This window comes from Streptomyces sp. NPDC056987 (assembly GCF_042673865.1).
In the GTDB taxonomy this organism is placed as follows: domain Bacteria; phylum Actinomycetota; class Actinomycetes; order Streptomycetales; family Streptomycetaceae; genus Streptomyces.
Genome location: NZ_JBHURV010000024.1, coordinates 73411 through 96397 on the forward strand (window position 1 = coordinate 73411; position 22987 = coordinate 96397).

Consider the following 22987-nt stretch of genomic DNA (forward strand, 5'->3'; position numbering starts at 1 on the left):
CCGGGGCCCCTACACACCCCAAAGGGGCCCAACGGCGCCCTGCGGGTTTAACCCCCCCCCCCCGGTGGGGCGGCGGCGCCGGCCCCCCCGCCCACCCACGACGCGTACTTCCCCGTACGCCCTGGCCCCGGGGAGCGCTCAGTGCTCGCGCGGCGCCGGCACGACACGCTCCACGTCGGGCTGGACGGTGAGCAGTTGGCGCATGGCCGATTCCGCGGCGTGCGCGTCCCCGGAGGCGAGGGCGTCGACGATCCGCGCGTGGTGGTCGAGCGACGCCTCCGTGGGGCGGTCACAGCCGGTCACCGGACCGCCGGAGACCTGGAGGGCGGCCGAGACGATGCCCGCGAGGTGCTCCAGCATCCGGTTGCCGGCGAGCTGGATCAGCAGGGAGTGATATTCGGCGTCGGCCCGCGCGAAAGTGATCGCGTCGCCCTGGGCGAGGGCGTGGCCCATGATCCCGACCATGTCCGCGAGGCGCTGCTGCACATCGGCCCGGCCGTGGCCGGCCGCCAGCCGCGCGGCGAGGGGCTCGATCGTCCAGCGCAACTCGCTCAGCTCACGTCGCTGATCGTCGCGCTGCGGCCCGAAAGCGCGCCATTCGATGATGTCGGGATCGAGCAGGTTCCAGTCACTGACCGGCCGGACCCGGGTACCGACATTGGGCCGGGCACTGACGAGTCCCTTCGCCTCAAGAACGCGCAGCGACTCCCGCACCACCGTGCGGGAGACCTCGAAGCGCTGGCCGATCTCCTCGGGAACGAGCGGCCGGTCGGCGCCCAGATCACCGGAGACGATCATCTGTCCGAGCTGCTGGACGAGTTGGCCGTGCAGTCCGCGGCCCCGGCTGCTTGTCGTACGCCGTCCCACGCGGCCCAGATCGGTATCGGCGCCGTCCCAGACAGGTGCGGCCATACGGTCGGCGCCGGGTGCCTCGGCGAAGGGGTAGCGGTCGAGTTCACCGGGTTCGGCGAGGCCGGACTCGGCGGAGCGGGCGGCGGTCATCATGGTGTGCGCAAGGGTACTCACGCATCCTTTGTCGGCGTTGCCTCCACGCGCCTTGAGGTCTTTGGTGAAAAGCACACGAAAGGGTGATCGGCGCCCGCCCTTCGATTGACGCCTTATCGGAAAGAAGCGGGCGTTATCAGGGGAGTTACGGCCAGGAGGTGACTCTCCGGTCGTACATGGTCACCAACGGGGCCTGCGGCGAAGGCCGGTGAGCAGATACGCGCAGAGCAGGGCCGACAACGACAGGGTGAGCGCCGCCGCGACGGGCTGGGACGCGAGCTTGAGCGTCGCCGTCAGCCACAGGTCGGCCTGGCCGGGCCAAGCCGGCCAGGCCAGGTCCCGCAGTCTGCCCGGGAGTCCGGCGACCGAGCGCACGGACGGCCCGGCGAACACCTTCTGGATCAGCGGACCGACCAGCGTCGGTACGGCGACCACGGCGGCCATGCCCGCGATCGTGATCCGGAAGACCCCGGCACCGAGCAGCCCGGCCCAGGCGCAGCCGACCGCCAGTCCGGCCCAACCCGCTGACAGAGAAGCCCAGTTGGAGGGAACAGGGAAGGCGGCGGCGCCGTACACGAGGCGTAGCGCCGCGCCGTCGGCCAGTACCGCGAGGAACGCGAGGAAGAGGGCCACGGCGGCCGTGACGGCGAGCTTGGCGAGGAGCAGGGCGAGGCGGCGCGGAACGGTGCCGCGCGCGCTCCCGAGGGTGGGGTGGCGGAACTCGTCGCCGAAGGAGAGCGCGCCGAGCAGACCGGCGCCGAGGACGGCGGGCGGCAGCGGCAGGATCACGGGCCAGGCGGCGAGCAGTCCGGGCAGCGGGGTCCCGCCGGTGCGGGCGAGGGGCACGGCGAGGGCGACGGACGCGACGAGCGCGGCGGCCATGATCAGCGGCGCGGTGCGCACGCCGAACATGCGGCGCAGTTCGTAGCGGACGGGCCGGAGCGGGGAGCGGACCGGACGCCCGGGCAGTGGCGACGGCAGCCGGGCGGGTTCGCCGGCGCGGGGACGGCCGGTACGGGGACGGGGGTCCGCGACAGGACGGGCGGGGGGCCGGGTTCCCGCGCGGGCCTCCGGGGCGACGCCGGGACCGGGCACGGGCGCGCAGGCCGGGCCGGGGATGGGAACGGTGGTGCCGGCAGGGGCAAGGGCGGGAGCCGGGGCGGAGGCATGCACGGGAGCGGGGGCAGGGGCGGGGGCGGGTACGGGAGCCGGGGCGGAGGCAGGGGCGGGAGCCGGGGCAACGGCGGAGGCGGAGGCAACGGCGGGAGCGGGGGCGGGCGTGGGGCCCATGTCGCCGGTCTCGTCGGCGAGCCGGTGGACGAGGACGCCGTGCCGGAAGGCGGTCTCCCCGATCTCCGGGCAGCTGCTGCCGTAGACGGTGAGCAGGCTGCCCGCCTCGGCGACCACTTCGACGGAGCGCCGCCCGGCGCGGGCCTCGCGGTTCAGCGCGTCGGCGAGCCGGGCGGCGTGCGGGGTCCGGACGGCGACGCGGGGCCGCAGGCGGGTACGGGCGAAGGCGGCGGTGTCCTGGTCGGCCACGAGCCGGCCCTCGTCGAGGGTGACGACGCGGTCCGAGGCCCGGGCGGCCTCCTTGGGGTCGTCCGTGGTGTAGAGCACGGTGCCGCCCTGCCCCGCGTGGGCGCGCAGCAGTCCGTGCAGCCAGTTCCTCTCGCGCGTCGAGAGCTCCGCGGACGGCGCGTCGAGCAGCAGGGTGTGCGGATCGCCCAGCAGCGCGACGGCGAGGCCGAGTCTGCGGTCCGTGCCGCGCGACAGGGAGCCGAGCCGTTCGTCGCGCAGGGGGGCGAGCCCGACGACGTCGAGGAGTTCGTCGGCGCGGGAGGCGGGCACACCGGCGGCGGCGCAGACCAGCTTGAGCTGGCCGCGGACGGTGCGCGCGGGATGACCGGGCACGTCGCCGAGGAGCACCCCGATCTCGCGGGCCGGGTGGGCGACCCGGTGGAGCGGACGTCCGCGGAAGTAGGTGACGCCGCGGCCCGGTTCGAGTTCGAGCATCAGCCGGAGCGCGGTGGTCTTGCCCGCGCCGGGGGCACCGAGGAGCGCCGTGACCGAGCCGGGTCGCGCCTCGAAGGTCAGATCGTCCACGGCGGGCGTGAGGTCCCGGCGGGGGGCACTGGTCAGTCCGATGGCCTGGAGCATCGCTTCTCTCGCAAGGAGGTGAGACCGCACGACGGCAGCGGTACCGCAGCACGATAACGCGATATGTCCGATTCGCCAGTCAAGGGCGCCCGTTCGAGTTCCGCCCGTCGGACCTCGGACACCGCATCTCACCCGCCGGATCTCACCCGCCGGCACCGCACACGTCAGACCTCGGGGCGCAGCATCGGCGGGTTGAGTACGGTGGCCCCGCCGGCCCTGAACAGCTGTGCGGGCCGACCGCCCTGACGGGTGGTGGTGCCCCCGGACGGGACCAGGAAGCCCGGGGTGCCGGTGACCTTGCGGTGGAAGTTGCGGGGGTCGAGCACCACGCCCCACACGGCCTCGTACACCCTGCGCAGCTCGCCGACGGTGAACTCGGACGGGCAGAACGCCGTGGCGAGCGAGGAGTACTCGATCTTGGAGCGGGCGCGCTCCACCCCGTCCGCGAGGATCCGCGCGTGGTCGAAGGCGAGTTGCGCGGGCTGCTCGTCCTCCCGGCCGAAGCCGCCCTCCTGGCCGAGCAGCGCGTCGACCGGGGCCCAGCGGGCGTTGTTGGCGTCGCCCCCGGCCCGGGGCGCGGGCAGGTCGGGCGAGAGCGCGAGGTGCGCCACGCTGACCACCCGCATCCGGGGATCGCGCCCGGGATCGCCGTACGTGGCGAGCTGTTCGAGGTGCGCGGCGTTCCCGGGGGCCGGCGAGACCGGGTCGTGGGCGCAGAGCCCGGTCTCCTCCACCAGTTCGCGCGCCGCCGCGCCCGCGAGGTCCTCGTCGGCCTTGACGAAGCCGCCGGGCAGCGCCCACCGTCCCTGGAAGGGCGGCTCTCCGCGCCGCACGACCAGCGCGCAGAGCGCGTGACGGCGGACGGTGAGCACCACCAGATCAACGGTGACGGCGAATGCCGGGTAGGCCGAGGGGTCGTAGGGCGACATGCCGCGATCTTAGGCGTCTGCCTGACGATAAACACTCCTTCCGTCATTCACGCCCACTACTTCCGGGCCGTCACCGCCGCCGCCCGCCGTCATCGCCCGCTCCTGGTCCCGCGCTGTCCGCCGCGCCGTACCGCGACGTCCCGGCCGCGCGCCGCCCCGGCGCCGGGGCGCGGCCGCTTCGGCTCGGGGACCCTCCGCGGCGCGGGCGGACGCGCGGCCCGCGGCTTGGTCCGGCGGCTCGTGGCGCGCGGGCCGGGCAGCGCGCGGGCGACCCGCTCCTCGCGCAGACAACGGCGTAGCGTCTCGGGGTCCAGCCCCTCGTTGCACGCCTGGTGGAGCAACTGGGCGAAGACATACCGGGGATCGAGCCGCAGCGCGAGCCCGAGGGCCACCCGGGCGCCCGGGTCGTCCCCGGTGGACCAGGCGACCCAGCCGGCCAGGGTGAGCGGCGCGGTCGCGTGTTCCGCGTACGGGCCGACGCAGCGGCGGGACAGCGCGCGCCAGAGCCGTAACGCGGGTGCGGCGTCCGGCCCCTCCATCCACTCCGCGGCCCGGTCCCGGGTCACCCGGTCCTGGAGGCCGAGAAGGACGGCCGCGGCCTCGTCGTCCGTGATGAGCCGGTCGTCCTCGGCGTCCGCGCCGGTCCCGCCGGTCCCGCCGGTCCCGCCGGTCGGCGTACCGCCCAGCCGTTCCATCAGGGAGCGGGCCAGCGTCAGCGTCTCGGCGCCGACCTTCTCCCTGCTCCCCTCGATCAGGATCCTCGGCACGAGCGAGGCGCCCGCGTGGTCGAGCGCCCGCTCCTGCGCGATGACGGCGGCCGGGTCGGTCCAGGGCGCCAGCCGCGCCTCCATCTCCCGTAGCGAACCGCGCACCTGGACCCCGGCGTACGCGGCGGCCGCGGCCATCACCGAGGTGCCCGGCAGGGCGAGGCCGGTCCCCTCCGGCGGACAGCAGCGCGGGTCGGGGCAGCAGTAGGACCAGAAGCGGCCGTCTGAGATGCAGAGGACCTCGTGCACGGGGACGTCGAGGGCACCGCACGCGGTGCGCAGCCGCTGGGCGAGGGGGCGCAGCCGCTCCATCACCTGCCGGCCCGTCTCGTCCGCGCCCGGGTCCTGGCAGAGGAAGGCGACGATGGCGTCGGGGCGGGAGCCGCGGCGCTCGCTGCCCTCGATCAGGCACTCGGCGAGCTGGTCGGCGACGGGCGGCCACTCCGCGGGCGAGCGCGGGATGCCCAGCCTGAGCCGCCCGCCGAAGCGTCCTCGCTCGCCGTGCAGGGCGACCATGACGACGGAGTCGGAGGGATGGAATCCGAGGAGATAGGGCAGGGCGTCGGCGAGCTCGCCGGGGCTGCGCAGGGTGATCGGCTGCTCGGCGGCGGATCCGGCCGGTTCGTGGTGTTCGCGGTGCGTGTTCATGGCTCGACCGTGCCGGATTCCGCCGGATCCCGCTCGGGCCTGTGGATAACTTGTCCACAGGTCGCCGGCGCCATTCGCGGTTTGCCGGACCCATCGGGTTGCATGGGGCCATGACCAACGCAGACCGCGCCGCGCTCCGGGCCTCCGCCGACTCCGTCCTCGCCCGCCTGGTCGGTGACGCCACCGGCACCGCCCGGCTGCGCGAGGACCAGTGGCGGGCCATCGAGGCGCTCGTCGCCGACCGGCGCCGCGCGCTGGTCGTCCAGCGCACGGGGTGGGGCAAGTCCGCGGTGTATTTCGTGGCGACGTCGCTGCTGCGGCAGCGGGGCGCGGGCCCGACCGTGATCGTCTCGCCGCTCCTCGCGCTGATGCGCAATCAGGTGGAGGCCGCCGCGCGGGCCGGGATCCGCGCCCGGACGATCAATTCGTCCAACGCGGAGGAGTGGGACACGATCCAGGACGAGGTGTCCGCGGGCGAGGTCGACGTGCTGCTGGTCAGCCCGGAGAGGCTCAACAACCCCGACTTCCGCGACCAGGTGCTGCCCCGCCTCTCGGCGGCGACGGGCCTGCTGGTGGTCGACGAGGCACACTGCATCTCGGACTGGGGCCATGACTTCCGCCCCGACTACCGGCGGCTGCGCACGATGCTCGCGGAGCTGCCGGCCGGTGTCCCGGTGCTCGCCACCACAGCCACGGCCAACTCCCGGGTGAGCGCCGATGTCGCCGAGCAGTTGGGCACGGGCGCCGGGACGGACGCGCTGGTGCTGCGCGGGCCGCTGGACCGGGAGAGCCTCAGCCTCCATGTGCTGCGGCTGCCGGACGCGGCGCACCGGCTGGCGTGGCTGGCCGACCACCTCGGCGAGCTGCCGGGATCGGGGATCGTCTACACCCTGACGGTCGCGGCGGCGGAGGAGGTCACGGCTTACCTGCGGCAGTGCCGGCACACCGTCGCCTCGTACACCGGTCGTACGGAGAACGCGGAGCGGCAGCAGGCCGAGGACGATCTGCTGGGGAACCGGGTGAAGGCGCTGGTGGCGACGTCCGCGCTGGGCATGGGGTTCGACAAGCCCGATCTCGGCTTCGTGGTCCATCTCGGCTCGCCCTCCTCCCCCATCGCCTACTACCAGCAGGTGGGGCGCGCGGGGCGCGGGGTGGCCCACGCCGAGGTGCTGCTGCTGCCGGGCAAGGAGGACGAGGCGATCTGGGAGTACTTCGCGTCGGTGGCCTTCCCGCCGGAGGAGCTGGTCCGCCGCACGCTCGACGTGCTGGGGCGCGCCGACAAGCCGCTGTCGCTGCCGGCCCTGGAGCCGCTGGTGGAGCTGCGGCGGACCCGGCTGGAGACGATGCTCAAGGTGCTGGACGTGGACGGGGCGGTGCACCGCGTCAAGGGCGGCTGGACGTCGACGGACCGGCCGTGGGTGTACGACACGGAGCGGTACGCGTGGGTGGCGCGGCAGCGGGAGAGCGAGCAGCAGGCGATGCGTGACTACGCGTCGGCGACGGGGTGCCGGATGGAGTTCCTGCGGCGTCAGCTCGACGACGAGGAGGCGGTGGCCTGCGGACGGTGCGACAACTGCGCGGGGACGCGCTTCGAGGCCAAGGTGACCGCCGCCGCGCTCGACGCCGCCCGCGGCGAGCTGGGCAGGCCCGGGGTGGAGATGGAGCCCCGCAAGATGTGGCCGACCGGCCTCGCCGCGGTCGGGGTCTCCCTCAAGGGGCGGATCGCGCCCGGGGAGCAGTCCTTCCCGGGCCGGGCCCTGGGGCGCCTCTCCGACATCGGCTGGGGAAACCGGCTCCGCCCGATGCTGGCGGCGCGCGCCACCGACGGTCCGGTGCCCGACGACGTGGTGGGCGCCGTGGTGAGTGTGCTCGCCGACTGGGCGAAGGGCCCGGGCGGCTGGGCCTCCGGCGCCGAGGACGCGCCGCCCCGTCCGGTCGGTGTGGTCACGGTCGCCTCCCGCGCCAGGCCCCGGCTGGTGGACTCGCTCGGCGCCCGCATCTCGGAGATCGGCAGGATGCCGCTGCTCGGTGCGGTCGCGTACGCGCCGGGGGCCGCCGACACCCGGATCTCCCGCACCAACGGCGCGCAGCGGGTGCGAGGTCTGCACGAGTCGCTGACCGTGCCCCCGGAGCTGGCGGCGGCGCTGGCGGCGGCCGGCGGGCCCGTCCTGCTCGTCGACGACCTCTCGGAGAGCGGATGGACGCTCGCGGTGGCCACCCGGCTGCTCCGCAGGGCCGGGGCCGAGGGTGTCTTTCCGCTGGTCCTCGCCGTTCAGAGCTGAACCGGAGCCGGAGCTTCAGCACATGGAGCGCGGCACGGCGGGGACCGCGCGGGTATATAGCGGTCAAACCCCTCCATTCCCACCAGCGGCGCCAATTGCTCGTTGCCGCACGCCCCCGTGCCGGTGAGAATTGGAAGTGCCCCCGCACGGTCTCCTCGCGCTCCGCAAGGGCTGTGCCGCGGCGCGTCCCCACCCGACCCTGCCCGCATTGTGGGCGCGTATGCGAAGGGAGGAACGTGACCTTCGGATTCGCTCCGTCCACAGCCACTTCGATCAACGGTCAGGCCGCTTCCGTCAGCCGCCTCGCCAGAATGCTCGAACCCGCCGAGTGGGCCGCCGCCGGGATTCCGCTCCTGCGCAATCCCCGTGAGGTCGTCAGCGGTCTGCACAGCCGGCACGCGCCGACCCCGGCGACCGCCGTGGTGGCCGTGCTCGATCCCGAGGAACGGCTGGCCGCCAGCGCGTCGTTCGTGCCACGCGCCGCGCCCGTGGACGGCTGGGAGTTCCGCAACGCGCTGCTGGCACACCTGCGTCGGGTCATCCCGCACGATCTGCGTCGGCGCACGCCGGTGCGCACGGCCGTGCTGCTCTACTGCCGCGAGGGCGACGAGCGCTGGACGGAGGAGGACGGCGCCTGGATGTGGGGGCTGCGCGACGCGTGCACGCTGCACGGGCTGCGCTGCGGCGCGTACATCACGCTGACACGCGGCGGCTGGCAGGTACTGGGCGAGGGCCGCGGGGGCCGTCGCCCCAGCTCGGACTCGCCCCCGGCGAGCCTCGCGGAGACGGCGGCCGATCCCGTCATGTCACCCCTGCGGGGCGGTGGTGGCGCGGTCGAGGCGCTGCGCCGTACCGCCGCCCGCTGAACGGCCGCCCGCCGAGGGCGGAGCGGCCGCCGCGCGCATCCCCCGCGGACGGCTCTCCGAAGCGGCCCGGCCACCCTCCTGAAAGAGGCGGCCGGGTCACCGTCGGAACGTACCGGACGTACCGGCGTGACCGCTCCCGGCGGACGCGCCGGATGGCGCCCGGCTCAGACGCCCGCGCCGAGCACGGCGTTGATCCGCTCGGCGTCGCCGCAGACGACGAGCAGCGCGGTGGCCCGCGAGCGGGCCAGGGGCAGCGCCTTGGCGACGGCGGCGTCACCGCCACCGTTGACGGCGACGACCACGACGGGCCGGGACTGCGCGCGGGAGACGGCGGCGGCGTCCGCGAAGAACACGTCCTCGCGGGCGTCGTGCTGGGCCCAGTACGCGCTCTCGCCGAACGACAGCTCGTGGGTGGCCCACGGGTGCTGTTCGCCGGTGGTGAGCACCAGGATGTCGCCCGGCGCCCGGCCCGCGTCCAGCAGCAGGTCGATCGCCTCCTCGGCGGCGTCCAGCGCGCCGCCCACCGGAGCCGGGATCACCTGGACCTGGGGGGCGGTGGAAGAGGTGGAAGGGGCGGAGTCGGCGGTGCCGGACGCCTTCGGCTGACCGGCGGAGCTGTGCGAGCGCTGCGCCGGCGGCGCGGGCCTCGCGGGACCGGGACCCGGACGTCCGGGCCTCGGTGTCGTCGCGGAACGCGGCCCGGGTACGGGACGCGGACCGGGTACGGGACGGGGGGTCGAAGCGGTGCGACCGGTGGCCGGCGTGGCGCTGGGACCCTGGGCTCTCTCGTGAATCTGAGGCTCCTGAGGGATGAGAGGCATGACTGGATGTCTATCAAACACCGGTGCGAAAAGCATCGGTGGGTGGGCTCATTCGTGCCCGTGCCCGAGGCCGTGAGGCACCCGGGCGGGGTTCGCCGGACGGGTCACCGGGGTGACCCGGAGAGGACCCGTACCGGAAGTCTCACGTTCCGAGGCCGGATGTTCCGGAGCCGAACGTTCCGGAGCCGGATGCTCCGGACGCCGGACGGTCCGGTGTCGGATGGTCGACGGTCAGAAATCGAAGCCGAGTTGGCCCCCGCCTTCCATAGCGGCGACCTGTTCGGGGACCCGGACCTTCTTGAGGTGCCGCCACCGGGGCAGCGCGTCGAGATAGGACCACGAGAGCCGGTGGTGCGCCGTCGGCCCCCACTCCGCCAGCGCCGCCCGGTGCACCGGTGAGGGGTAACCGGCGTTGGCGCCGAACGCGAAGGGTACGTACTCCTCGGACCCGGCGCCCAGTTCGGCCATCATCGCGTCCCTGCGCACCTTGGCGAGCACCGAGGCGGCCGCCACGGAGACGCAGGACTGGTCGCCCTTGATGACCGTACGCACCCGCCAGGGTCCTCCGAGATAGTCGTGCTTGCCGTCCAGGATCACCGCGTCGGGCCGTACCGGCAGCGCCTCCAGGGCGCGTACGGCGGCGAGCCTGAGTGCCGCGGTCATCCCGAGGGCGTCGATCTCCTCCGGGGAGGAGTGCCCGAGGGCGTACGACGTGACCCACGCCTCCAGTTCATCGGCCAGCTCCGTACGGCGCTTGGGGGTGATGAGCTTGGAGTCGGTGAGACCCGCCGGGGGTCTGCGCAGTCCGGTGACGGCCGCGCACACCGTGACCGGACCTGCCCACGCTCCGCGTCCGACCTCGTCGACGCCGGCGATGATCCTGGCGTCCGTGGTGGCGCGCAGCGAGCGCTCAACGGTGTGCGTGGGTGGTTCGTACGGCATGGCACCTGCCAGGTTACGCCGCCCGCACGCCACACGACAGACCGGGTACCGGCCGTACGGCGCCGGGGAGTCGGGCACATCACCGCGAACCCGCCCAGCACGCCCCCGCGCGGGCGGAGTTCGCGGGGCATCCGGGGGCACGCGGGTCCGACGCGCGGCGGCGTCAGACCCGGATCCCGTCACCTGCGGCGCCCGGTCTCACCACCGGTAGCGGTTCTCCCCCGGGCAGGTCGCATCGCTCCGTACGCCGCGCTCCGCCAGCAGGTCGCGGGCCCGGCTCTCGGCCAGGCTGGTCGCGTACCAGGGCTCGTCCCCGGGCCCCAGGCCGTCGGCGATGCCGCGCAGGGCGCACGAGCGCAGCGGCTCGGGGAGCCGGTCCAGCGCCGGTACCGCGTCGGCGGACAACTCGCGGAAGTACTCGACGTCGATCTTGTGGGTGCGCTCGTACCGCTGTACGTTCCGCTCCGCGACCAGCGCGTCCGGCGAGACCAGGCCGAAGGCGAGGACGCCGGCCCCGGCGCTCGCGGCGACGGCGCGCGGCAGCCAGCGGCCCTTCGTGGCGCCGGCCACCAGCATCAGGACGATCACCAGCCCGAGCCACAGCTCCATCGCCGTCACGGAGACCCGCAGCCGGGTCAGGCCGAAGGCGTCGACGTACAGGTCCATCCGGCGCAGCGCGGCGGCGACCACGACGAGGGTGAGCACGCAGAGGGTGCCCAGTACCGCGCGGACCAGTACGGCGTCGCGCGCCCCGCCGCGCGGGGCCCACCGGATGGCCGCCACGATCACCACCAGGACGAGCAGCGTGACCCACAGGAGCTGCCAGAAGCCCTGGCGCGCGTACTGGGCGGGCGTCAGCCCGGTCTCCGCCGCCACCGCGTCGTATCCGGCGAGGAGCACCACGAGCTGGACGGCGATGAAGGCCGCGAAGAGCAGGTTGAGGACGATCAGCGGAAGCGCCCATTCCGTACGGCCCCGGGCCTTCCCTGGCCGTACGGTCACCCGGTCCCAGCGCGGCGGCGACGCGGCGGTGTGCGCGGCGGCCAGGGCGCCGAGGAGGCCGAGCCCGAAGAGGAGAAGCTGCCAGGGTGCCCCGGAGTCGGAGACGTCGGGGGTGAGGGAGCCGAGGAGTTCGGCGAACGCGGCGTCGGCGCTCGCGAAGAGCGTGCCGAACACGATCAGCAGGACGCCGGCGACCGCGAGCGCGCGCAGTACGGGGACCACCCGGCCGCGGGTTCCGCCCGCGCGCTCGCGCAGACCGCGCAGGGCCCAGACGGTGCCGGGGCCGACCGCGCCGACCAGTCCCACGGGCCCGAGGAGCACCCCCGGCCAGGTGCGGCTCCCGTGCAGCGCCAGCGCGCCGAGCGCCACGGCGGAGACGACGGCGAGGAAGACGGGCAGGCCCGCGTCGCGCAGCGCGGGCACGGCCAGCAGCACGAGTCCGCCGCCCGCCCAGACCAGCGTCCAGGGGCGCGGCAGCCGACCCGCGGCCCGGGCGGCGAAGAAGGCCGCGAGAGCGGCGGGGACGGCCACGAACAGCAGGTTCAGGCCGATCCCGTCGCGCAGCAGCAGGGCGCTGAGCAGGGCGGTCGCCAGGGACGACCACAGGGTGGCGGTCCTGATCCGGGCGGGCGGCTCGGGCCTCACCTCGGCCTGCCAGGCGGGTGGTTCGCGCCGGGGCTGCCACTGCTGCCACGGCTCGCGGTACTGGCGCGCGGGGTCCGGCGGGGGCACGGCGCCCTGGTGATGCTCGCCGTGGGCGCGGGTCCGCGCGGCGGACGACGGCTCGACCGCGTCCCGCGGTTCGCCTTTGGCTTGGGCTTTGGCTCCTGCTTCGACTCCTGCTCCGGCTTCTCCTTCTGCCTCGGCTTGGGCTGCTGCCTCGGCTTCCGGCGACGGGTCCGGCTCCGCGGCCGGCCCGGTTCTGGACGGTGAATCTGTCACGGGACCCCCTCCCGACCGGGCCCGTTCGCCGCGGAGGAGCGGAGCGCGGCACCCGGTGTCTCGATCGGCGCGCGCCGGTCGAAGATCAACACGGCGGCGTGGCCGAAAGGGTAAGCACAGCTTTCGGCGAGGCATGCCTCCGGGAGGGCGGCTGTGGCAGGGCCGTGACAATGAACGGCGCATACGCCGCGTAAACCGCCCCTCCCGGCCGCCTCGGGGCGGAACGTCCCGCCCCGAGGCGGCCCGTCAGGACGCGGCCCCTCAGGACGCGGCGGCCCCCGGCAGCCACCCCGGCAGCGCCTCCGTACGCCTCCGCCAGTGCCCCGGCGGCGCCCCGCTCGCCCCGGCGGCCGAGACCACTCCCCCGACGATGGCGCAGTTGGTGTCGACGTCGCCGCCGGCCCGCGCCGTCGTCCAGAAGGCCCGCTCGAAGTCGCCGAGCCCCCGCGCCGCAGACCAGAGGGCGAACGGCACGGTGTCGTGCGCGGAGGTGCGCCGCCCGTTGCCGAGCACGGCGGCGACGGTGCCCGGGTCGTCGTAGTCCAGCATGTCCCGCGCCCGGCGCAGCCCCGCCCCGACCGCGCTGCGCGGCACCAGCGCCACCACCCCGTCGAGCAGCGACTCCGCCGTGGGCGGCCCGCCCGGGGCGGCGGCGAGCGCGGCCGCCGCGGCCACCGCCATGGCGCCCGTCACCGCCTCGCGGTGCTGGTGGGTGGTGTACGCGGAGATCTCGGCCTGGTGCGTGGCCTGCTCGGGGTCGTCCGCGTACCAGGCGCCGAGCGGCGCGATCCGCATCGCGGCGCCGTTGCCCCAGGAGCCCTGGCCGTCGAAGAGTCCGGCGGCCAGCTCGCGCCAGTCACCGCCCTCCCTGATCAGCCGGAGCATCCGGTTCACGGCGGGCCCGTAGCCACGGTCGAAGTCGTGGTGCTCGGCGAAGGAGCGCGCGAGGGCGTCCTGGTCGACCCGGTGGTGCGCGGCCAGCACGGCCAGCACCGACGCGGCCATCTCGGTGTCGTCGGTCCACTGCCAGTCGCCGGGCGGCAGCTCCCGGCGCTTCAGCAGCGGATAGTTCGCGGGTACGAAGAACTGGGAGCCCAGGGCGTCTCCCACGGCCAGCCCCCGCAGGCTGGCGAGGGCGCGTTCGAAGCGCCGGCCGGATACGGAATCAACGGAATCAGAGGTCATCGAGCGGGGATTTTAGCCGGTACGGGCCGGTTCGGCGCGGGTTTATCCCGTGCGGCCGTACGGCTCCGGGACACGCCACTGTTCGAACGGCCGGTCCAGGGTGTAGCGGCCGTCGGGGCCCAGCAGCAGGATCCGGTACTCCGCGTTGCCGGGGTTGGACAGCGACTCGAACTCCGCGACCGACCAGTGGAACCACCGCATGCAGAACAGCCGCATGGTCAGCCCGTGGGTCACCAGCAGGACGTTCTCCGGCGAGTCGGGCGTCTCGAAGCTGCGGTGCAGGGACTCCAGGAAGGCCCCGACACGGTCGTAGACGTCGGCCCCGGACTCCCCCTGGGCGAAGCGGTAGAAGAAGTGCCCGTACGCGTCGCGGTACGCCTTCTGGAGGCGTACGTCCTCACGGTCCTGCCAGTTCCCCCAGTCCTGCTCGCGCAGCCGGGGCTCCTCGCGTATCCGCACCTGGCCGGGGTCGAGCCCGAACGCCTCGAAGGTCTCGTGGGTACGGCGGTACGGCGAGACGAAGACGCTGACCGGCTCGCGGCCGAACAGCTCGCGCAGCCGTACCCCCGTCTCCTCGGCCTGTCTGCGGCCCTTCTCGGTCAGCCTCAGGGCATGGTCGGGCTCGCGCTCGTACACCGTGTCATCTGCGTTGCCTTCCGATTCACCGTGCCGGACAAGGACAATGCGCCGCGGTCGTGCCATGACACGACCCTAGATCGCCCGGCTCCGCACCGTGCGACCGCCCGGCACTCCGGGCGCCCATCCGGCGTAGCCGGGCGGGCCCGGCACCCCGCGCGCACCGTCGGCCGGGCCGCCGGTCACGCCGTCCGGCACCCCCTCGTCCACGCCCTGGTCCGCCCCTCGTCCACACCGCCGTTCACACCGTCCAGGACGGCTCCAGATCGATGACGTCCCCGGCCAGCGCCGCGACGTCGGTGGCCGTCTGGGCGCGCAGCGTCAGCCGCTCGACCCGCTCGACGCGGTACTTGCCGTGCTCGGCCGCCGACTGCCACATGGACAGGACGATGAACTCATGGCCGGGCGCCTCTCCGAAGAGCCCGCGCACCATCCCCGGCGAACCGGCCATCGCGGGGTTCCACACCTTCTCCTGCATGAGGGCGAAGTGCTCCACCCGTTCCTCGTGCACCCGGGAGTGCGCGACGCGCACCACGTCCGCGTCGGTGAAGCGGGGCTCGAAGCCGGTCTTCACGTCGAAGCGGTAGTCGAAGAGTTTGACCTGGATGTCCTTGTACGTGCCGGACTGCGAGGCGGAGAGCCGGTCGTGCGAGCGCGCCATGAACGAGTCGTAGAACGCACGGCTCTCCCAGAACGTGAAGACATGGACGACACCCGGCCGCGACCTGCTCCATCCCCCGCCCTGCCCCCGGAACCCCGGCTCACCGAGCAACCCCGCCCATTTCCGCTGCCCGCGTTCGAAGCCTCGACGGTCGATCACGGTGCAGCGAATCCACTTGACCAGCACGGCGCCATCGTACGGGGGCGGAACGTGGCACGGGTCACGCCCCGTTCGGGACGCGGCGGCCACCCCGTGGCACCGCCGGATCCGTCGAGTATCGGCCAAGGTGGCGTCAACTGGCCAGATGCGGCGCCGGGTTGTCAGTGGCGCCGTCTAGCCTGGTGTACCAGGTCCGGACATCCGCACCGATTCCGAGGAGGGGGAGGACTGGTGAGCAGTTTCAACCGGGGAGTGTCCAAGGTCGAGGTCACCCTCAAATGGGATCCCAGCCCGATGGGCCGGCCCGCCCATGACCTGGATCTCATCGCGGCGACCTACACGGCGGACGCCCCGGGCACACCCGCCTATCTGGTCCACTTCGGCAGCCGCTCCCCGGACGGGACGATCACGCTGGACCGCGAGAGCCGTACGGGCCAGGGCTTCGGCTCCGACGAGGAGATGACCCTGGAGCTGGACCGGCTGGGGGCGGACTACCGCCGCGTGGTCGTGGGTGTGGCCATCCAGCAGCAGAACGGCCGCCGGACGTTCGGGGACATAGCCAACACCTCGGTCCGGCTGGCGGAGGGGTACACGGAGCTGTCGGAGCACGACTTCGCCGGGGTGGCCGCCGCGACGGCGGCGACCTTCGCGGAGTTCACCCGGGAGGCCGGCGGCACCTGGCAGTTCCGTCCGGTCGTGCACGGCTTCGACACGGACCCCCAGTCGTTCGGCGCCCTGATGGGCGGCGGCTGACGGTCCGGGGCGGCGGTCGAGGACCGAGAAGGAGGGGGTACGGAGGCTGAGCGCGCCGCACCGCCCAAGGGGCGGCGGGCCGCTTCGGCCCACCGCCCCTCAGTGTTACGGGACTACCTCGTCACCGCGTGGCGGCTCAGCTGCAGCCGCTCGTGGAGCCGCAGCCCTCGCAGATGTAGCAGGACCCGGCCCGCTGCATCTTCGTACCGCAGGAGAAGCAGAGCGGTGCGTCGGCGCTGATGCCGAGCTGCATCTCGACCAGTTCGGCCGAGGTGTGCGCCTCCTTGGGCGCCGGGACCACGGCCGGCTTGGCCGCCGCAGCGGTGGCCTGCTGCGACGCGGCCGGACGGGACGGAGCCGCCGGAGTCAGGCCCTCCGCGTCGAGGACACCGTCGACGTCGAGGTCGAGGACCGGCTCGTACGAACCGGTGTCCAGGTGGCGCTGGCGCTCCTCGGCCGAGTGGATGCCGAGCGCGGAGCGGGTCTCGAAGGGCAGGAAGTCCAGGGCGAGACGGCGGAAGATGTAGTCGACGATCGACTGCGCCATCCGTACGTCCGGGTCGTCCGTCATCCCGGCCGGCTCGAACCGCATGTTGGTGAACTTGGAGACGTACGTCTCCAGCGGCACGCCGTACTGCAGACCGACCGAGACGGCGATCGAGAAGGCGTCCATCATGCCCGCGAGCGTCGAGCCCTGCTTCGACATCTTGAGGAAGACCTCGCCGAGACCGTCGTCCGGGTAGGAGTTGGCGGTCATGTACCCCTCGGCGCCGCCCACCGTGAAGGAGGTGGTGAGGCCCGGACGGCCCTTGGGCAGACGCTTGCGGACCGGGCGGTACTCGATGACCTTCTCGACGGCCTCGCGGATGGTCTCCTCGGCCTTCTCCGCGACCTTCTCGTCCCTCTTCTTCGCGGAGAGCGGCTGACCGACCTTGCAGTTGTCGCGGTAGATCGCCAGCGCCTTGACGCCCATCTTCCACGCCTCGAAGTAGACCTCCTCGACGTCCTCGACGGTGGCGGTCTCCGGCAGGTTCACCGTCTTGGACAGCGCGCCGCTGATCCACGGCTGGATGGCCGCCATCATGCGGACGTGGCCCATCGCGGAGATGGAGCGCTCGCCCATCGCGCAGTCGAAGACCTCGTAGTGCTCGGTCTTCAGACCGGGGGCGTCGACCACCACACCGTGCTCGGCGATGTGCTCGACGATCGCCTCGATCTGCTCCGCCGGGTAGCCGAGCCGGCGCAGCGCCTGCGGCACGGTGCCGTTGACGATCTGCATCGAGCCGCCGCCGACCAGCTTCTTGAACTTGACGAGCGCGAGGTCGGGCTCAAGTCCCGTGGTGTCGCAGGACATCGCGAGCCCGATGGTGCCGGTGGGCGCGATGACCGACGCCTGGGCGTTGCGGAATCCGTTCTTCTCGCCGAGACGCAGCACGTCCTGCCACGCCTCCGTGGCGGCGGCCCAGACCGGGCTGTCCAGGTCGTCGACGTGGACGGCCGCGGCGTTGGCATCGGCGTGCTGCTTCATGACGCGCTTGTGCGGCTCCGCGTTGCGGGCGTAGCCGTCGTACGGACCGACGACCGCGGCCAGCTCGGCCGAGCGGCGGTAGGACGTGCCCGTCATCAGCGAGGTGATGGCGCCGGCCAGGGCCCGGCCGCCGTCGGAGTCGTACGCGTGGCCCGTGGCCATCAGCAGCGCGCCGAGGTTGGCGTAGCCGATGCCCAGCTGGCGGAAGGCCCGGGTGTTCTCGCCGATCTTCTGCGTCGGAAAGTCCGCGAAGCAGATGGAGATGTCCATCGCGGTGATGACCAGCTCGACGACCTTGGCGAAGCGCTCGGACTCGAAGGACTGGTTGCCCTTGCCGTCGTCCTTGAGGAACTTCATCAGGTTCAGCGAGGCCAGGTTGCACGAGGTGTTGTCCAGGTGCATGTACTCGCTGCACGGGTTCGAGCCGTTGATCCGGCCGGACTCGGGGCAGGTGTGCCAATGGTTGATCGTGTCGTCGTACTGGATGCCCGGGTCGGCGCAGGCCCAGGCGGCCTCGGCCATCTTGCGGAAGAGAGACTTGGCCTCGACCTCTTCGATGACATCGCCGGTCATCCGGGCGCGCAGCCCGAACTTGCCGCCGGCCTCGACGGCCTTCATGAACTCGTCGTTGACCCGGACCGAGTTGTTGGCGTTCTGGTACTGGACGGACGTGATGTCGTCGCCGCCCAGGTCCATGTCGAAGCCCGCGTCGCGCAGGGCGCGGATCTTCTCCTCCTCCTTGACCTTCGTCTCGATGAAGTCCTCGATGTCGGGGTGGTCGACGTCGAGGATGACCATCTTGGCCGCGCGCCGGGTGGCGCCGCCGGACTTGATCGTCCCGGCGGAGGCGTCGGCGCCGCGCATGAAGGAGACGGGGCCCGAGGCGTTGCCGCCGGAGGAGAGGAGTTCCTTGGAGGAGCGGATCCGGGAGAGGTTCAGGCCCGCGCCCGATCCTCCCTTGAAGATCATTCCCTCTTCCTTGTACCAGTCGAGGATCGAGTCCATGGAGTCGTCGACGGACAGGATGAAGCAGGCCGAGACCTGCTGCGGCTGGGGCGTGCCGACGTTGAACCACACGGGCGAGTTGAAGCTGAAGACCTGGTGCAGGAGGGCGTACGCCAGCTCGTGCTCGAAGATCTCGGCGTCGGCGGAGGACGCGAAGTACTGGTAATCCTCACCCGCCTTCCGGTACGTCTTCACGATCCGGTCGATGAGCTGCTTGAGCCCGGTCTCGCGCTGCGGGGTGCCGACGGCCCCGCGGAAGTACTTGCTGGTGACGATGTTGACCGCGTTCAACGACCAGAAGTCGGGGAACTCGACGCCACGCTGCTCGAAATTGACCGAGCCGTCGCGCCAGTTGGTCATGACGACGTCACGGCGCTCCCAGGCCACCTCGTCGTACGGATGCACGCCGGGGGTCGTGTGGATCCGCTCGATGCGCAGCCCCTTGCCGGTCTTGGAACCCTTGGTGCGGGAACCTCGTGCCGGGCCGCTCGCCGTCTCTGTCATGCCGCCTCCCATATACGTACAAAAACGCCCTGCCGTGCCATGTTCTTCCCGTGGCACGGAGTGTGTGTCTGATGCCTCGGGTGCACACAGAGCACCCGTGACAGGTCTTGATCGCCGCGGAGCGGCCGGGATCGAGCCGGCCGGTCAGTCCGCGGCGGTGGCGGGCACGGGGACCTCAAGGGTCTCGCCGGTGCCGCATTCCTCCGAGGGAGGCCGCTCACGCAGTTCCGCGATGGCGGCCTCGAAGTCTTCGAGCGAATCGAACGCCCGGTACACGGACGCGAAGCGCAGGTACGCGACGAGGTCGAGTTCCTGCAACGGGCCGAGTATGGCCAGCCCCACGTCGTGGGTGGTCAGCTCGGCGCTGCCGGTGGCGCGCACCGCTTCCTCGACCCGCTGGCCGAGCTGGGCGAGGGCGTCCTCGGTGACCGGCCGCCCCTGGCACGCCTTGCGCACGCCGGAGATGACCTTGGTGCGACTGAAGGGCTCGGTCACGCCGCTGCGCTTGATCACCATCAGCGACGCGGTCTCCACCGTCGTGAAACGGCGGGAGCAGTCGGGGCACTGGCGACGGCGCCGGATGGACGTCCCGTCGTCGGTGGTGCGGCTGTCGACGACCCGGCTGTCGGGGTGCCTGCAGAAGGGACAGTGCATGGCTCCCAACCCCTCCTTCACAGCACGACTGAATAGCCCCGTCAGGGCCCGGAAAAGCCCCTCGAAGCAAGCCCCAGCATAGGCGATGTCCTCGGGACCGAAGACCCGGGACCACAACTTCTGGGTGGCTGAGCCAATCCAACCACTAGATCTGGGGTTTGGTTGCATCCTAGGCCCCGGCGCGTGTCGCGCGTCGGGGCGGGTGCGGCGGGGCCGCAGCGACCGGCCAAGAGCGTACGGGAAGGGCGCGGCGCCGGGTCTCGCGGGCCACCGGATGCGAGACTGAGACGGCCCCGGGCGGCGCGCCGCAGGCCCCCGCGGACGGCCGCGGGACACCCCCCGGAGGCCCCCGTCGGCATCCTCGGGACGGCCCCCGGGCCCCCGCCGGCGGCCGGGGGACGAGCCCCTGCCGAGGTCCGGAGTCAGCCCCGCGGCGCACCGCCGGACGGCGCCGTCCCACCCGGAAAAGCCTGCTCATACACCCAGTCGGCCGCGCACAACAGACACTCCGCGATTTTTCACTCGAACGTGTGTTTGGCGCAACCTTTCGAAAGCTACTACCGTTGTCCAGCCAGGGAGAACATTTCGAGAGGGGCCACCGTGACCACCACCGCAGACAGTGCCACCATCACCGCCCAGGACCGCTCCCAGGGCCGACTCGATCCGGTGCATGTAATGAATGTGAATGACACAGCCACGAACCCGGAGGGCGCCAAGCCCACCCGTTCGATGCCCGGGCGACCTCCAGGGATCAGGGCGGACAGCTCGGGCCTCACGGACCGCCAGCGCAGGGTGATCGAAGTCATCCGCGACTCCGTCCAGCGTCGGGGATACCCGCCCTCGATGCGGGAGATCGGCCAGGCCGTGGGCCTCTCCAGCACCTCGTCGGTGGCCCACCAGCTGATGGCCCTGGAGCGCAAGGGCTTTCTGCGCCGCGACCCGCACCGGCCGCGGGCGTACGAGGTCCGAGGGTCGGACCAGCCGAGCACCCAGCAGACGGACACGACGGGCAAGCCCGCCGCGTCGTACGTCCCGCTGGTCGGCCGGATCGCCGCCGGCGGACCGATCCTCGCGGAGGAGTCCGTCGAGGACGTCTTCCCCCTCCCCCGCCAGCTGGTGGGCGACGGCGAGCTGTTCGTGCTGAAGGTCGTCGGTGACTCGATGATCGAGGCCGCTATCTGCGACGGCGACTGGGTGACGGTCCGCCGCCAGCCCGTCGCGGAGAACGGCGACATCGTGGCAGCGATGCTGGACGGCGAGGCGACGGTGAAGCGCTTCCGCCGCGAGGAGGGCCACGTCTGGCTGCTCCCGCACAACGCCGCGTACCAGCCGATCCCCGGTGACGACGCGACCATCCTGGGCAAGGTGGTCGCCGTCCTCCGCCGGGTCTGAAAGGGCCGGACCGAGCGCGCGGGATCCAGTTGCGGTACACGCCGAGTTCTCGTGTACCGCAACGTCACAGGCGCAATGTCGAACCCACGGCGTCGGAGCCACGACGTCGAACGCACGACGTCATAGGCGCGACGTCGAACGCACGACGGTCCGAGCCGGGGCAACGCAGGAGCGGCTACCGTCCGTCCGCCCGGGCCGCCTCGTCGATCTTCGCGAGGGACCGCCGTACCTGATTACGGTCCGTGGTGTACCAGAAATCCGGCAGCGAGGCCCGCAGAAAGCTGCCGTACCGCGCATTGGCCAGCCTCGGGTCGAGAACGGCGACCACACCGCGGTCACCGGTGGCCCGGACCAGCCGCCCCGCACCCTGGGCCATCAGCAGCGCGGCATGCGTGGCCGCCACGGCCATGAAGCCGTTGCCGCCGCCCTCCTCCACGGCCTTCTGCCGCGCACTCATCAGCGGATCGTCCGGACGCGGGAACGGAATCCGGTCCATCACCACCAGCTGCGAGCTCGGGCCCGGCACATCCACCCCCTGCCACAGCGACAGGGTCCCGAAGAGACAGGTCTTCGGATCGGCGGCGAACGCCTTGATCAGCTCGCCGAGTGTCTCCTCACCCTGGAGCAGGATCGGCGAGTCCAGCCTTTCCCGCAGCTCCTCGGCCGCCGCCTGGGCACCCCGCATCGACGAGAACAGCCCCAGCGTCCGCCCGCCCGCCGCCTCCACCAGCTCCGCCAGCTCATCCATCATGTCGCCGCGCGTGCCCTCCCGCCCCGGCGGGGAGAGATGGCGCGCCACATAGAGAATGCCCTGCTTGCGGTAGTCGAAGGGCGAGCCGACGTCGATGCCCTTCCACTGCGGGACGTCCTCGCCCTCCGTACCCTCCGGTGCCAGGCCCAGGGACGCGCCCACCCCGTTGAAGTCACCGCCGAGCTTGAGCGTCGCCGAGGTGAGCACCACCGAGCGGTCGGTGAACAGCTTCTCCCGCAGCAGCCCCGACACGGAGAGCGGGGCGACCCGCAACGACGCCCCGAACCGGTCGTGCCGCTCGCACCAGACGACGTCCCACTCCGAACCGTTCGCCAGCCGCTCCGCCACACCGTGCACGGACTCCACGGACGCGAGCGCCTGCTTCCGTACGACATCCTCGTCCTGCACGGACTTGTCGCGTGTGGAGCCGATCGCCGAGATGACCGTGCGCGCCGCGTCCCGCAGCGCCATCAGGGCGAAGCCGAGATCCTCCGGGATCTCCTCCAGCCGGCCGGGCAGCGCCAGCTCCATCAGCCGCTCGAAGGTCTCGGCCGCCGTCTGGAGCGCGTCCGCCGCCTTCTCGTTCACCAGCTTCGCCGAGCGGCGCACGGCCCGGTTGACCTGCCCCGGGGTCAGCTCCCCCGTGGCCACCCCGGTGACCCGTGAAACCAGCTCGTGGGCCTCGTCCACGATCAGCACCTCGTGCTGCGGAAGGACCGGAGCGCCCTCGATCGCGTCGATCGCGAGCAGCGCGTGATTGGTCACCACGACATCGGCGAGCTTGGCGCGCTCCCGCGCCAGCTCGGCGAAGCACTCCGCGCCGTACGCGCACTTCGACGCCCCCAGGCACTCCCGCGACGAGACCGAGACCTGCGACCAGGCCCGGTCGGAGACGCCCGGCGTCAGATCGTCCCGGTCGCCCGTCTCCGTCTCGTCCGCCCAGTCCCGCATCCGCAGCAGGTCCTGGCCGAGCTTGCTGGTCGGCACGGCCGCCTCGAACGGGTCGAAGAGGCCGTCCTCCTCGTCCTGCGGCACCCCCTCGTGCAACCGGTGCAGACAGAGGTAGTTGGACCGGCCCTTGAGCATGGCGAACTGGGGGCGGCGGCGCAGCAGCGGATGCAGCGCGTCGACCGTCCGCGGCAGGTCACGCTCCACGAGCTGGCGCTGGAGGGCCAGCGTCGCCGTGGCCACCACGACCCGTTCTCCGTGGGCCAGGGCGGGCACCAGATAGCCCAGGGACTTACCGGTGCCGGTGCCGGCCTGGACCAGCAGGTGGGAGGGGTCGTCGATGGCTTGGGCGACGGCCTCGGCCATGGTGACCTGGCCTGGCCGTTCCACGCCGCCGACGGAGCTGACGGCGGCGTGGAGGAGCTCGGGGAGTGATGGCTTCGTCATAGC

The 22987-nt window shown here is 72.7% G+C and carries 17 protein-coding genes; 4 read left to right on the forward strand and 13 right to left on the reverse strand.

Features of this window, described 5'->3' with window-relative positions:
* Positions 1-138: 138 nt before the first annotated feature.
* From ACFTZC_RS25700 to ACFTZC_RS25715, 4 genes are all read right to left on the reverse strand, one after another.
* Positions 139-1026, reverse strand: a complete 888-nt coding sequence (locus ACFTZC_RS25700) for a FadR/GntR family transcriptional regulator (protein ID WP_382893537.1) — start codon at positions 1024-1026, stop codon at positions 139-141.
* A 159-nt stretch (positions 1027-1185) separates the two neighbouring features.
* Positions 1186-3162, reverse strand: coding sequence for an ATP-binding cassette domain-containing protein (locus ACFTZC_RS25705; RefSeq protein ID WP_382893539.1), 1977 nt, complete (start codon positions 3160-3162; stop codon positions 1186-1188).
* Positions 3163-3326: 164 nt separating this feature from the next.
* A complete protein-coding gene (locus tag ACFTZC_RS25710; RefSeq protein WP_382893541.1) occupies positions 3327-4091 on the reverse strand; it encodes an NUDIX domain-containing protein in 765 nt (254 codons plus the stop codon).
* 89 nt (positions 4092-4180) lie between these two features.
* Positions 4181-5506 (reverse strand): DUF4192 domain-containing protein, encoded by a 1326-nt coding sequence (locus ACFTZC_RS25715; RefSeq protein WP_382893543.1) that lies wholly within the window; start codon positions 5504-5506, stop codon positions 4181-4183.
* A gap of 110 nt (positions 5507-5616) precedes the next feature.
* Between ACFTZC_RS25715 and ACFTZC_RS25720 the strand changes: the two genes are divergently transcribed.
* Together ACFTZC_RS25720 and ACFTZC_RS25725 are read left to right on the forward strand one after the other, a co-directional pair.
* Positions 5617-7788 (forward strand): RecQ family ATP-dependent DNA helicase, encoded by a 2172-nt coding sequence (locus ACFTZC_RS25720; RefSeq protein WP_382893545.1) that lies wholly within the window; start codon positions 5617-5619, stop codon positions 7786-7788.
* Positions 7789-8024: 236 nt separating this feature from the next.
* Complete coding sequence (locus tag ACFTZC_RS25725) at positions 8025-8654, forward strand: hypothetical protein (protein ID WP_382893547.1); 630 nt, start codon at positions 8025-8027, stop codon at positions 8652-8654.
* A 164-nt stretch (positions 8655-8818) separates the two neighbouring features.
* On the opposite strand, the gene ACFTZC_RS25730 is transcribed toward ACFTZC_RS25725, so the two are convergent.
* The 6 genes from ACFTZC_RS25730 to ACFTZC_RS25755 form a co-directional block, all read right to left on the reverse strand.
* Positions 8819-9475, reverse strand: coding sequence for a hypothetical protein (locus tag ACFTZC_RS25730; protein ID WP_382893549.1), 657 nt, complete (start codon positions 9473-9475; stop codon positions 8819-8821).
* Positions 9476-9706: 231 nt separating this feature from the next.
* A complete protein-coding gene (locus tag ACFTZC_RS25735) occupies positions 9707-10417 on the reverse strand; it encodes a ribonuclease HII (protein WP_382893551.1) in 711 nt (236 codons plus the stop codon).
* Positions 10418-10615: 198 nt separating this feature from the next.
* Entirely contained in the window at positions 10616-12361 is a 1746-nt protein-coding gene (locus ACFTZC_RS25740) for a DUF4153 domain-containing protein (protein ID WP_382893552.1), read from the reverse strand.
* 261 nt (positions 12362-12622) lie between these two features.
* Positions 12623-13546, reverse strand: coding sequence for an ADP-ribosylglycohydrolase family protein (locus ACFTZC_RS25745; RefSeq protein ID WP_382893554.1), 924 nt, complete (start codon positions 13544-13546; stop codon positions 12623-12625).
* Positions 13547-13588: 42 nt separating this feature from the next.
* The gene (locus tag ACFTZC_RS25750) at positions 13589-14248 is read right to left on the reverse strand and encodes a histidine phosphatase family protein (protein WP_382893555.1); all 660 of its coding nucleotides are present in this window, start codon (positions 14246-14248) and stop codon (positions 13589-13591) included.
* Between the two features lie 175 nt (positions 14249-14423).
* Positions 14424-15029, reverse strand: coding sequence for a YdbC family protein (locus ACFTZC_RS25755; RefSeq protein ID WP_382893557.1), 606 nt, complete (start codon positions 15027-15029; stop codon positions 14424-14426).
* A 204-nt stretch (positions 15030-15233) separates the two neighbouring features.
* Here ACFTZC_RS25755 and ACFTZC_RS25760 point away from each other — a divergent pair, with 204 nt between their 5' ends.
* Positions 15234-15755, forward strand: a complete 522-nt coding sequence (locus ACFTZC_RS25760) for a TerD family protein (protein WP_382893559.1) — start codon at positions 15234-15236, stop codon at positions 15753-15755.
* Between the two features lie 136 nt (positions 15756-15891).
* Here ACFTZC_RS25760 and ACFTZC_RS25765 read toward each other — a convergent pair whose 3' ends face one another.
* Together ACFTZC_RS25765 and nrdR are read right to left on the reverse strand one after the other, a co-directional pair.
* The gene (locus ACFTZC_RS25765) at positions 15892-18792 is read right to left on the reverse strand and encodes a vitamin B12-dependent ribonucleotide reductase (protein WP_382893561.1); all 2901 of its coding nucleotides are present in this window, start codon (positions 18790-18792) and stop codon (positions 15892-15894) included.
* Positions 18793-18936: 144 nt separating this feature from the next.
* Positions 18937-19446, reverse strand: a complete 510-nt coding sequence (gene nrdR, locus ACFTZC_RS25770) for a transcriptional regulator NrdR (protein WP_365819865.1) — start codon at positions 19444-19446, stop codon at positions 18937-18939.
* Positions 19447-20046: 600 nt separating this feature from the next.
* On the opposite strand from nrdR, the gene lexA reads away from it, so the two are divergent.
* Positions 20047-20838, forward strand: coding sequence for a transcriptional repressor LexA (gene lexA / locus ACFTZC_RS25775; RefSeq protein WP_382893564.1), 792 nt, complete (start codon positions 20047-20049; stop codon positions 20836-20838).
* A 175-nt stretch (positions 20839-21013) separates the two neighbouring features.
* Here the strand turns inward: lexA and ACFTZC_RS25780 are convergent, their stop codons facing one another.
* Positions 21014-22984, reverse strand: coding sequence for an ATP-dependent DNA helicase (locus tag ACFTZC_RS25780; protein ID WP_382893566.1), 1971 nt, complete (start codon positions 22982-22984; stop codon positions 21014-21016).
* Positions 22985-22987 lie beyond the last annotated feature (3 nt).